Origin of the sequence: Ahniella affigens, assembly GCF_003015185.1 — a bacterium.
In the GTDB taxonomy this organism is placed as follows: Bacteria; Pseudomonadota; Gammaproteobacteria; order Xanthomonadales; family Ahniellaceae; genus Ahniella; species Ahniella affigens.
The window spans coordinates 4,498,137-4,510,216 of record NZ_CP027860.1 but is presented as its reverse complement, the minus strand read 5'-3'; the positions used below and the strand labels follow the sequence as shown (position 1 = coordinate 4,510,216).

The following is a 12,080-nucleotide window of genomic DNA, read 5'->3' as shown; positions in this document are numbered from 1 at the left end:
CGGCAGCTCCGGTTGCCGGCGCCTTTTTGCAGCGCCAAGCGCGCGCCGACACGTGCGCCGAGATTCCAAACATGCCGAAGCCACAAACTTCGCCAGTCTCGTTTCCGCAAGACTTCATCTGGGGTGCCGCTACGGCGGCGTACCAAATCGAAGGTGCCTGGAACGAGGACGGCAAAACTGAATCCATCTGGGATCGCTTTGCCCACACGCCAGGCAAAGTGAAGCACGATCACAACGGCGATCTGGCATGCGACAGCTACCGTCGCTACGCCGAAGACATTGCATTGGTCAAAGCCATGGGCTTGACCAGCTACCGCTACTCGGTCAGTTGGCCCCGCGTGCAGCCGCATGGCCGCGGCGGCGCCAATGCAGCGGGTCTTGATTACTACCGGCGGCTGACCGACTGCGTCCTGGATGCCGGGTTGCGCCCGCTGCTGACGCTTTACCACTGGGATCTGCCGCAGGAGCTCGAAGACCAGGGTGGTTGGGCCAATCGCGATACGGCTTCGCGCTTCGCCGACTACGTGCGTCTGGTAGCCGATGCGTTGGCCGATCGGGTGCGACACTTTGTCGTGCTGAATGAGCCGAAGACGTTCACCTCAACCGGCTATTGGCAGGGCGTACATGCCCCGGGTCGGCGCGAGCCGCTAGCGTTCTTGCGCGCGACGCACTCCGTCAATCTCGCGCAAGGCATGGCGTTCCGAATCCTGAAGCAGGCCCGATCCGATGCCGAGATTGGCAGCGCCTTTGACGTCGCCCCAATGATTCCAGCGAGCAGCCGCGCTGAAGATGTGGCGGCGGCCGAACGCTGGCATCGCTTTCTGAATCTCTGGTTTGTGCATCCTGCATTGCATGGCGCCTATCCCGAGGGGGTTCTGGAACCCGCACGGCAGCATGAACTGCTGGGCTGGCAGGAAGGCGACGCCGACGTCGTTCGGGCCCCATTGGATTTCATTGGCCTGAACTACTATTCGCCTTGGCTTGTGCGGCATACCGACACGGAATGCGACATTCCCGGACTTCATTGCAAGGCAAATTGGGCCAAGGGACTTGGCGAACTGCCGCAAACAGATATCGGTTGGGACATCGACGCCAAGAGCTTCCACGACATTCTGTTGACGATGGCCGAGGCAACGGGCTATCGGCCGATTGAAATCACCGAATGCGGCGCGGCCTACAATACGGGGCCGAGTGCAGACGGTTCGATCAACGACGACGCACGCATCCGCTTCTTCGCCGATCACGTCCGTGCGATGGCGGCGGCGATGGCAGACGGCGCGCCAGTTCGTGGGTTCCACTACTGGAGCCTGCTGGACAACTTCGAATGGGCGGAGGGCTACACGCAACGATTCGGCATTGTTCACGTTGATTTCGAACAGCAACAGAAGCGGACGATCAAGGCCTCCGGGCACTGGTATCGTCAGCTTGCGACCACGAACGCATTGCCCTGAGTTCGGGCAGGTTGTGTAAAGCAAACAGGTTGGGTCTAAGCGCCAGGGATGGACTTATTCAGACCCTCCCCAAGCGTTCACCTATCAAATCCAGGAAGTGCTAACGCCATGAACCAAACCGCCCCTGCCGTAAAAGCGCCGAGCACGCGCCTGTCGCTCAAACACTACCTGGGATATGGGCTCGGCGATTTCGCGTTCAACTTCTACTGGTTGCCGCTGCAAGTATTTCTGCTGAAGTACTACACCGATGTGCTTGGTCTGAGCAGCGACGCTGCTGGACTGATCGTGATGATCTGTCTGATCTGGGACGGTCTCGTCGATCCTTATGTGGGGATCCTGGCGAGCCGAACCCGCTCACGATTCGGACGCTATCGGCCGTACATGCTCTACGGCAGCGTCCCGCTGGCGATCTCGTTCAGCCTGGTGTTCCTGCCCGTGCCGTTCGAGCAGACGGCGCTGATCGTCTATGCGTTGGCGACGCAACTCCTGTTCCGCTCCGTCTATGCGGCCGTCAATATTCCGTACGGCGCGATGATGGCATCGATGACCCGCGACTCCATGGAACGAAACAACTTGGCCGGCGTGCGCATGTTGTTCGCATTCGGTGGATCGGCGATTGTCGGCTACTTCACGCCTAGGCTGGTCGCCTGGTTCGGCGTCGATCACCCGGACTCGGCCCATTTTCTGTCGGCCGCGTTGTTGTCGAGTATCGCGACGATCGTGTTGTTTCTCAGCTTCGCCGGAACTGAAGAGCGAGTTGACGACGATGCGCACGCCAGCAGCAACGTCAAACTGTGGCCGATGCTGAAAATGATCAGTCGCAACGTGCCGTTCATGCAGGCATCCGCAGCAATCGCGTTGTTCGGCGTCGCAAGCACGGCGACGAGCGCGAGTCTGGCCTACTACGTCGAGTACGTGTTGCACAAAGATGCGACGGTCACCGGCAATTTGATCAGCATGATTCCGCTGGTGCAGATGCTGGCGATCTTGCCTTGGACCTGGTTCAGTCGACGCATTGGCAAGCGATGGGCGTGGATTTTGGGATTGCTGATTGCGATCGTGTCGGTGCTGGTGCTATTTGCATGGAAGACGGTGGATCAGACTGCGCTGACTATTCTGATCGGTCTGTCAGCGTTTGGTTGCGCATCGATCGCCGTCAATTTCTGGTCCATCGTCCCCGATACAGTTGAGTACGGTGAATGGCAGTCGGGTGTTCGCGCGGAAGGATTCGTTTTCGGACTCGTGACCTTGATCCAGAAGACTGCCCTGGGTCTCGCGAACGCCTTTGTCGGCATGTATCTCACTTGGATTGGCTATGTGCCGAACCAGGCACAAACCGAAGAAGCCCAGCGCGGGCTTTTGCATTTGATTACCGTTGTTCCGGCTGTAGCGATGTTGGCATCGTGCGCCGTGATGATTTTTTATCGTTTGAACACGAAGCGACATGCCGAAATTGTCCGCCAGATCGCGGAGCGGCGGCAGGTCGCGACAGCTTGATCCGACGCAATGCGCGCTCAGCGGCTATAATGTGGTCGGGAAGCCAAGACAAACGAGGGCGCGGATGAGCCATGCGATCATTGACGATGTCGCCGCCGAAGCAGGCGTGTCGATCAAGACTGTATCGCGCGTGGTCAACCGCGAGCCGAACGTGCGCGCCGAAACCCGCGAGCGCGTGGAAGCGGCGATTGCCAAACTGAATTATCGCCCGCGCATGTCGGCGCGGAGCCTCGCCGGCAATCGCTCGTTTACGTTGGGTTTGATCTACGGTCATCCCGGCGCTCACTACGTGCTCGACATCCAAGAAGGGGTGCTCGAAACCTGCCGGCCGCTTGGATATGAACTCGTCATTCGGCCGGGTGACGTGCATGCTGGCGGTTTGATGAAAGAACTGCAGGACTTGATGCACGATCGCCGCATCGATGGCGTGCTCTTGTCGCCGCCGATATCGGATCATCTTGAAGCGATCGATTTGCTGAACAACGCCGGCATTCCGCTCGTGCGCATCGCGCCCACGGTCGAGAAAGACGCGCATCCCTTTGTCGAAACAAACGACCTCGAAGCCAGTCGCGACCTGACGATGCAGCTCATCGATCAAGGCCACCGGCGCATCGCATTCATTACCGGTCACCCCGACCACCGCGCGGTCGGTTTGCGTCACGAAGGGTTTCGGCAGGCGATGGCGGAGCGTGGCATTCCTGTCGATGAGTCGCTGATCGTCGCAGGCGATAACATCTTCGATTCCGGTCAGCGCGCGGGCATGCAACTGCTGCAGATGGCGGAGCCGCCGACCGCAATCTTTGCAGCGAACGACGACATGGCAGGAGGCGTGGTCAAGGCCGCGCATGCGCTGAACGTGCGTATCCCGGAGGACGTGTCCGTGGTCGGTTTCGACGACGCGCCGATCGCGCGCCAGATCTGGCCGTCATTGACGACGATTCAACAACCGATTCGCGACATGGCCCGAACCGCGACCCATATGCTGATCGAACAACTTCGTGCCGGCGAGCCGAACCCGCACCCAAGCATGCATCCAGCGCGGATCATTGTGCGTGAGTCGGTTGCGGCACCCAAAGCCTGATTCAAAAAAATCGCTTGACCCTCTCGTTGCGTGAGGCTGCAGGATGACCTTGCCGACCAATCCGAATCGTCGATCCGGACCTCGGCACGATCATCCACCCAATCAGCAGAGACCCATGCCAGCCATGCGTTCGCAAAAGACCAAGCACGTACCGGCCCGGACTTACACCGTGACCGAGGTGGCCGCGCGCTGTCACCTGAGTGTCCGCGCATTGCACCACTACGATGCCATCGGCCTATTGCGTCCGAGTCGGCGTAGCGCGGCCAACTACCGGCTGTATGATGATCAGGACTTGCTGCGCTTGCAGCAGATTCTGATCTATCGCGAGTTCGGGCTCAGTCTGGAGGCGGTCGCCCAGTTGCTCGATGCCGAGCCCGCTGCCCGCGAACATGTGCTGCAGACGCAACGCGCGGCGCTGCTTGCCCAGCAGGAACGCCTGCAGGCCATGCTGCAAATGGTGGATGCCAACCTCAATGCCATTAAGGAGCACCAAACCATGAACCCCGATACCTTGTTTCAAGGCACCCAGACCTTCCGCGAAGGCGAGTACGCCGCCGAGGCCGAACAACGCTGGGGCAAGACCGACGCGTGGCAGGAAAGCCGAAAACGCCAGCAACGCTATAGCGCCGACGATCGCGCCCGCATGCAGGCCGAAGCCGACGCCAACGTGGCGGAATTCCTCACCGCCTTCCGCGCTGGTCAGCCACCTGACGGGGCCGTCGCCCGGGAGCTCGCGCGTCAGCATCGCGAGCAGATCGAGCGCTGGCACTACCCATGCCCACCCGCGATGCATGTCCAACTCGCCGAAATGTACGTGCATGATGCACGGTTTGCTGCCCATTACGACCAGCATCAGGCCGGACTGGCGCACTACATTGCGGCGGCGATTCGGAGCGCTGCAGCGGAAGCCGGCGGTTGATCCGTGCGGCCGCGCCGCTGTCCGATCCCGAACACTGCAGTGTTCGGGCCCGGACAAGGCGGGCGGTCATTGATCGTTGCCCACTGAACGAAATGTCGATAAATCAATTAGATAGCACTTGATGGGGCGACTGGCACAGGCATTGCAATAGTCCGGCATGGACATTCATCGCCCCGATCTCGCAGTCAAGAAACGCCGCCGCAATCTGATCTGGATTGCCGTGGGAGTCGTCGCCCTCGCTATCAGCGGTTACGCGCTGTCAAACCTCGACCCGCCCGCCCCGTCGGTTGCACGGAGCACGCTCTGGATTGAAGCCGTCAAGCGCGGCGACATGATGCGCGAAGTACGAGGCCCCGGCACGCTCGTGCCTAAGGAAATTCGCTGGATTGCGGCCGAAACGGCCGCTCGCGTCGAGCGCATTCTGGTCAAGCCGGGTGCCAAAGTGGAGGCCGACACCGTCATCCTGACGCTGAGCAATCCCGAAGTCCGGGACCTGATGCTCTCGGCGCAAGCCGCAAAGGTCGCGGCCGAGGCCGACTACGCCGCACGCAAGATGACACTGGAAAGCCAGTATCTCGACCAGAAGGCCACGCTGGCAACGACCGAAGGCGACTCCGAAGCAGCCGACTTGCAGGCCGAGGCCGAGGCCGACCTAAACAAGAAGGGCATCATTTCCGACATCAACTTTCGGCGCACGCAACTGACTGCGCGGAGCCTTAAGGTGCGCCTCGAAATTGAGCGCGAACGCCTCACCAAGTTCGATCAGACCATGGCCGCGCAACTTGCTGCGGACCGCGCCCGCATCGAGCAACTCGACAACACCTACCAACTGCGCCGTCGCCAGTCCGATGCGCTGAACGTGCGTGCAGGCATCGCCGGCGTGCTGCAGCAGGTGCCGGTGGAAGAGGGCGCGCAACTGGCCCCGGGCACCAATGTGGCTCGCGTTGCAAAACCGGATGTGCTGATGGCCGAACTGCGCATTGCCGAAACGCAGGCCAAGGACGTTCAGATTGGTCAGAAGGTGGGTATTGATACACGCAACGGCATCATTGAAGGACTCGTTGCGCGAATCGATCCTGCCGTCGTGCAAGGCAGCGTGCAGGTTGATGTCGACTTGGTCGGCGCGTTGCCGCCCGGCGCCCGCCCCGACTTGTCCGTAGACGGTGTCATCGAACTCGAACGCCTCAACAACGTGTTGTATGTCAGCCGCCCAGCGCAGTCGCAACAGGAAACCCGCACCAGCCTGTTCCGCTACGACACTCGCGCGAGCCGCGCCGACCGCGTCCAGGTTGAGCTCGGTCGAGCGAGCGTGACCCAGATCGAAGTGCGGAAGGGCCTCACCGAAGGCGATCAGGTGGTGCTGTCCGACACCAGCCAATACGACAAATACGACCGCCTGAAGATCGACTGACGCCATCAGCCTGCAACCTCAACCACCCAAGCAACTGCGACGACAAGGAAGCCCCCAATGAGTACCGACAACGCCCTGATCACCATGCGTGATATCAAGAAAGTCTTCTTCACGGATGAAGTCGAAACGCATGCCCTGGCCAAGGTGCATCTCGATATTCTGCGCGGGGAATATGTCGCCATCTCTGGTCCGTCAGGCTGCGGCAAGTCCACGTTGCTGTCGATTCTTGGTCTGCTCGATTCGCCGACCGACGGTAGCTATCTACTGAATGGCACGCAGGTCGAATCGCTGAACGCGAGCGACCGCGCCCGCATCAGAAACCGCGAAATCGGCTTCATTTTCCAGGCGTTCAATCTGATTGGCGACTTGAATGTGTTCGAGAACGTCGAACTGCCGCTGACGTATCGTGATGGCATCGGCAAGGCTGAGCGCAAGGAGCGCACAATGGAAGCGCTGGAGCGCGTCGGCATGGCCCACCGCATCAAGCACTACCCGTCGCAGCTCTCGGGTGGTCAACAGCAGCGCGTCGCGGTGGCGCGTGCATTGGTCGGTCGCCCGTCGATCCTGCTGGCGGACGAACCAACCGGTAACCTGGACTCGAAGAACGGCGAAGCCGTGATGAGCCTGCTCGATGAGTTGCATAAAGCCGGGTCCACTATTTGCATGGTCACCCATGACCCCCGCTACGCCGAATTCGCGCAGCGCAAGATCTTCATGTTTGACGGCCGCGTGGTGGACGAAGAAACATTGAATCGTCTGCGTCACGAGGAAGATGCCCGCCTGAGTCGCCGCAACGCCGCCTGATCGGCCATTGGAGGATCTCATGAATGCCTTGCTGGCCGATCTGAAATCGGCACTGAAGCAACTCCGAGCCCGACCCGGCTTGTGGGCGACCATCATCGTCACGTTGGCGCTCGGTCTCGGCGCCAATATCGCCGTCTTCAGCGTGTTCCAGCGTCTGTTGCTGGAGCCTTTGCCATTTCAGGATGGTGATCAGCTGCTGATGGTCTACAACAGCTATCCCAAGAATGACTTGGAGTTCGCTGGCACCTCGGTCCCCGACTATCTCGATCGTCGCGAACAGGTGGACGCGTTTGCCGATATCGGCATGTTCACCTATGAAACGATGAACGTGCTGAGCTCGGGCGAGGCCGATCGCTGGCAGGCGATGAAGGCCACGCCGTCGTTGTTCAGCACCCTTGGTGTGAAGCCGGTGATGGGTCGTGCATTCACGGATCAGGAAGCGGATGCTCGGAACCGGGTGGTTGTGCTGGGGGATGGCGCGTGGCTGAAGCTGTTCGAGCGTGCGCCCAGCGCAATAGGTCAGCAGATCAAGATGAATGGCGAAAGCTGGCAGGTCATTGGCGTCATGCCGCCACAATTCCAAGTGCCCGGGTATCGCGGGTTCGATGCCGACATGTATATCCCGTTTGGCTTCACCCCCGAGCAGCGCAGTGACAACGAGCGCGGCCACGAGTACTCCCTGTCGATCGCGCGGCTGAAGCCAGGCGCGACGCTGGAACAGGCCGAGCAGGCCATGTCGGCCATCGTTGCACGCAATGGTGCACGCGCACCGGCCGAGTACAAGGCGTTCTGGGATCAGGCTGGCTTTACCGGCAAGGCACGTAACCTGCGCGAATTCGCGGTGGGCGATACCGCCACGACCATTCGGTTGTTGCAGTGGTCGACCTTGCTGGTGCTGCTGATCGCATGCGCCAATGTTGCCAATCTGATGATGGCGGCGAGCACGGCGCGCGTGCGTGAATACGCCGTGCGCTCGGCACTCGGTGCGGGCCTCTGGCGCCTCGCGCGGCAAACGCTCGTCGAGGCCACCGTGGCCGCGGCATTGGCCGCGCTGCTCGGCTTGGCTATAGGACACCTGATGCTGCTTGGGTTTGTCGAAATGGGGGCCGGGTCGCTGCCCTTTGGTTTCCAGGCATCCGTGCTGTCGGCGGAAAATCTGCTCGCGCTCGGTGGTGGCACGTTGATCGTGGCCATGTTGATTGCGTGTCTGCCGATCTTTGCCGTCATGCGCCGTTCGCGCGAACTCGGCCTCAAAGACGCCGGTCGCGGTTCGGTCGGCAATCGCGCGACCACCCGGCTTCGCTCGGGACTGGTGATCGCCCAATTGGCGCTGTCAGTGGCGCTGCTGATTTCGGCTGGGCTCCTGATGCGCAGCTATGCCCGTGTGCTCGCCGAGTCGCCCGGGTTTGATGGCGACGGCGTGTGGTCGGCGACGATCGCGCTGCCGAGCGAGCGCTACGCTGACGACAATGCGCGCCGGGCCTTTTTCACGCGCTTGAGCGCAGAACTCAAGCAGATGCCTGGACTCACCGAGTTCGGCATGATCGAAGGACTGCCGTTCTCGCGGGGCGGGGGCATGGCGTCGTATTCCATCGAAGGTCGCAAGACTTCCGTCGATCAGCCCATGCCGCACGGCAATATCCGGATTGCCGATGAAGGTTTCTTTCAGACGATGCGGATTCCGCTGCTGCGCGGACGCTACTTTGAAACGAGTGACACCGAGTTGAGCGAGCCCGTGGCGATCGTCGATCAAGTGCTGGTCGACAAATACTTCGCCGATGTTGATCCGATTGGTCAGCGCATCACGAATGACGACACCGACGGCGAGGACGTGACGTGGTACCGCATCGTCGGCGTGGTTGGCACAGTCAAAACCGCGAGCCTGGATCAGAACGTGATCAAGGAAACCTACTACATGCCGATGCGCCAAGTGCCCGCCAACATGAGTTCGATCGTCGTGCGCAGCAACCTGCCATCCGAAGCGCTGGCGCAAGGGCTCCGAGAGCGCTTGCGTCGGATCGATCCAGAACAACCGATATACGACATCAGCACGCTGGACGCGCGCATTCTCAGTGCGCTGGGTTCACGTCGGGCGCCCATGGCGTTGATCGGCGTCTTCGCCGGCTCAGCGCTGGTGCTGTCGGTCATTGGGCTCTATGGTCTGCTGAACTTCCTGGTCGGACAGCGTCACGGTGAATTCGGCGTGCGCCTCGCGATGGGTGCGCAGGCGTCGGATCTCTTCCGCGCCGTACTGTCACAGGGTGGTCGATTGATCGCGCTCGGCTTAGTGCTTGGGGTTCTGCTTGCTGCCTATGTTGGTCAATGGCTGCGTGCGCAGTTGTTTGGTGTCGGCGCATTCGATCTTTTGACGTTTGTGAGTGTGTTGTCGACCCTCGGCCTGACGGGATTGCTGGCCTGCGTGCTGCCGGCCCGGCTGGCAGCACGGGTTGATCCGATGCGTGTCTTGCGTGCTGAATAAGGAGTGTTCATGAGCGCTTGGTTGATGGTCTTTCGCGCGGAAATGCGCGAAGCGATGCAGCGTCTGCTTTCCCGTCCGGGATACACCGCGTTGGCTGTGGCGGTATTGGCTGTGGGGCTTGGTGCCACGTTGTTTGTGCTCGGTGCGATCAACACGCTCGTGCTGCAGCCCGGTCCATTCGCAGAGCCCAAACGGATGATTCAGATTGGTGAAGTTGACCCGGACGATCCAGGCGAACTCGATGATCTGGTGGCCGGCGACGCCTTGCAGGCGCTGCGCGACGAAACCGCTCTGGAGGCAGTCGGCCTGTATCAGGAAGCGACGGTCAACATCGCCGATGCCGAGCAAGTGGTGCGGTACGATGGGCTCTTGGTCAACGCTGGTCTGTTCGAGTTGCTGGGCGTTTCCCCAGTGGTCGGCCGACTCATCAGCAAGGCGGACGATCAACCTGGTGCCGAGCGTGTGGCACTGATTTCGTATCGACTGTGGCAGGACCGATTCGGCGGCTCGGCCGATATTGTGGGTCGGCCAGTCCGCATCAATGCGAATGATGCGCGCATCATTGGTGTGATGCCCGAAGGCTTTACGTACCCGGCTGCGCAGCAAGTTTGGTTTGGCGGCCGGTTCGACCCGAATACGCCCAGAGCCGAGCAGTCGTCCGTCGTCGTGCTTGCCCGCTTGGTACCAAACGCTGATGGTTTGGCTTTACGAGAGCGTCTGAATCTGCGCTGGCAAGACATCCAGAACGACGTGCCCCGCGACACGCGCACGCCAAACATGCTGGACTTCCAACCGATCAGCCTCTACTTCACGTCGCAGCACACACGCATGATTTTGAATCTGATGCTGTCGACGGCGCTTGGCGTTCTGTTGCTCGCGTGCTCCAACGTTGCCGGATTGCAGGCGGCGCAAGCCGTGGCCCGCACGCGGGAACTGTCGGTGCGCGTGGCCATGGGCGCGAGCCGGGGTCGAATTCTGTTCGGTATTCTGTGCGAATCGTTCCTGCTCAGCCTGATGGCGGCAGGGATTGGCTTGATCATCGCGCATTTCGGTGGCAAAGGGATTGCCGCAGTGTTCGCCGCGAATGACGAAGCCCAACCCTACTGGATGAGTTTCGGCATCGATTGGCGTCTGGCCTTGATGGGATTTGGGAGCGCATTGTTTGCCACGCTGCTCGCTGGTTGGATTCCGGCTTGGCGTGCCTCGGGCGGCGACGTGCAACAAGGCTTGCGTGATGGCGCCAAAGGGAGCGCCGCCAACACGTCTCGCTTCGGGCGTATCCTGATTGTGGTGCAAGTCGCTTTGTCGTGCGTGCTGCTGGTCGGCGCCGGTGCGGTGTATCGCAATCTGGAGCAGATTACGACGATGGACCTCGGGATCAAGGTAGACCCCAAAGAAGTGCTGACTGGACGCGTGGCCATCTTCCCGACCGCGTTCCCGACTGAAGTAGAGCAAATGCAGTTCTTCCAGCGCCTGGGCGATGCGCTTCGGGCCGAGCCGGACGTCATCAGTGCCAGCGTGTCGCAAGGGCTGCCAGGCTTTCTGGCTGGTGGCATCGACTACCGTATCGATGGCGAAGACCCGAACGGCGATGCGCATTTTGCTGATTTCAGCGCGGTGGACGACTACTTCTTCAAGACGTTCAACATCGAGCCGATCAGTGGCCGGCTGTTAAATGAGAGCGACATCGCCGGCGGTCGTCGCGTCGCCGTCGTGGATCAGTCCTTTGTTGAACGCCATTGGCCGGGTCAGGATGGCATCGGTCGTGTGTTCAAAGGCACAGACGATAAAGGTCCGATCGAAATCATCGGCGTTGTGCCTACGATGCATCTGACCGAAGTGGAGGACGATCAGAACCCGACCGTGTTGATGGCACTCAGACAGTCGCCATCGCGCTTCAACAGTCTGTCGATTCGCGTCAACGGCGATTTGCAGGCGTTCTCACAACGGTTGCCCGAAATCGTTCGCAAGGTTGACGCCGACACGCCGGTGTACTGGGTGCGTACGCTGGATCGCGCGATTGCCACGGGCTTTGTGGGGCAACGTCTGCTTGCAATCATCTTCGGCATTTTCGGCTTGGTCGGATTGCTGCTCGCCGCAGCGGGCATCTACGGGCTGCTATCGCAGACCGTCGCGAACCGCACCCGGGAAATCGGCGTACGGCGGGCCATTGGCGCCAGTGGCTTGAAGGTCATGCAACAAGTGTCCGCGGGTTCGATGATCCGTGTCGGCATCGGACTGCTGATCGGGCTCTCGCTTGGCCTCCCTTGGTCCATGGTGATGAATCTCAATGAGTCGGTCGCTTGGGAACCTGACATTGGCCTGTTCATGCTGGTGTTCTTGTCCATTATCGTTGCCTCCGCGCTGGCCATTTGGGTGCCGACCCGCCGCGCGCTGTCTGTCGACCCAATGACCGCACTTCGCCACGACTGACCGGA

Annotated in this window: 8 protein-coding genes; all 8 read left to right on the top strand. The window is 60.7% G+C overall.

From position 1 onward, the window contains the following. Window positions 1-71 precede the first annotated feature (71 nt). The 8 genes from C7S18_RS17415 (at window position 72) to C7S18_RS17380 (ending at window position 12,075) form a co-directional block, all read left to right on the top strand. Complete coding sequence (locus tag C7S18_RS17415; protein ID WP_106894080.1) at window positions 72-1,451, top strand: GH1 family beta-glucosidase; 1,380 nt, start codon at window positions 72-74, stop codon at window positions 1,449-1,451. A gap of 108 nt (window positions 1,452-1,559) precedes the next feature. Then, window positions 1,560-2,948, top strand: coding sequence for an MFS transporter (locus C7S18_RS17410; RefSeq protein ID WP_170113329.1), 1,389 nt, complete (start codon window positions 1,560-1,562; stop codon window positions 2,946-2,948). Window positions 2,949-3,012: 64 nt separating this feature from the next. Continuing rightward, the gene (locus C7S18_RS17405) at window positions 3,013-4,029 is read left to right on the top strand and encodes a LacI family DNA-binding transcriptional regulator (RefSeq protein ID WP_106892766.1); all 1,017 of its coding nucleotides are present in this window, start codon (window positions 3,013-3,015) and stop codon (window positions 4,027-4,029) included. Window positions 4,030-4,144: 115 nt separating this feature from the next. Continuing rightward, window positions 4,145-4,948 (top strand): MerR family transcriptional regulator, encoded by an 804-nt coding sequence (locus tag C7S18_RS17400; protein ID WP_170113328.1) that lies wholly within the window; start codon window positions 4,145-4,147, stop codon window positions 4,946-4,948. Between the two features lie 157 nt (window positions 4,949-5,105). Beyond that, window positions 5,106-6,359: an efflux RND transporter periplasmic adaptor subunit gene (locus C7S18_RS17395; RefSeq protein WP_106892764.1), complete on the top strand. Its 1,254-nt coding sequence runs from the start codon at window positions 5,106-5,108 to the stop codon at window positions 6,357-6,359. Window positions 6,360-6,416: 57 nt separating this feature from the next. Further along, window positions 6,417-7,163: an ABC transporter ATP-binding protein gene (locus C7S18_RS17390; protein ID WP_106892763.1), complete on the top strand. Its 747-nt coding sequence runs from the start codon at window positions 6,417-6,419 to the stop codon at window positions 7,161-7,163. 19 nt (window positions 7,164-7,182) lie between these two features. Then, the gene (locus tag C7S18_RS17385) at window positions 7,183-9,642 is read left to right on the top strand and encodes an ABC transporter permease (RefSeq protein ID WP_106892762.1); all 2,460 of its coding nucleotides are present in this window, start codon (window positions 7,183-7,185) and stop codon (window positions 9,640-9,642) included. Between the two features lie 9 nt (window positions 9,643-9,651). Then, a complete protein-coding gene (locus C7S18_RS17380) occupies window positions 9,652-12,075 on the top strand; it encodes an ADOP family duplicated permease (protein WP_106892761.1) in 2,424 nt (807 codons plus the stop codon). Window positions 12,076-12,080: the final 5 nt, after the last annotated feature.

Coding starts and splice junctions, on each gene's coding strand:
- C7S18_RS17390 (WP_106892763.1), top strand. CDS start 6,417: ATGAGTACCGACAACGCCCTGATCACCATGCGTGATATCAAGAAAGTC.
- C7S18_RS17410 (WP_170113329.1), top strand. CDS start 1,560: ATGAACCAAACCGCCCCTGCCGTAAAAGCGCCGAGCACGCGCCTGTCG.
- C7S18_RS17415 (WP_106894080.1), top strand. CDS start 72: ATGCCGAAGCCACAAACTTCGCCAGTCTCGTTTCCGCAAGACTTCATC.
- C7S18_RS17380 (WP_106892761.1), top strand. CDS start 9,652: ATGAGCGCTTGGTTGATGGTCTTTCGCGCGGAAATGCGCGAAGCGATG.
- C7S18_RS17405 (WP_106892766.1), top strand. CDS start 3,013: ATGAGCCATGCGATCATTGACGATGTCGCCGCCGAAGCAGGCGTGTCG.
- C7S18_RS17400 (WP_170113328.1), top strand. CDS start 4,145: ATGCCAGCCATGCGTTCGCAAAAGACCAAGCACGTACCGGCCCGGACT.
- C7S18_RS17395 (WP_106892764.1), top strand. CDS start 5,106: ATGGACATTCATCGCCCCGATCTCGCAGTCAAGAAACGCCGCCGCAAT.
- C7S18_RS17385 (WP_106892762.1), top strand. CDS start 7,183: ATGAATGCCTTGCTGGCCGATCTGAAATCGGCACTGAAGCAACTCCGA.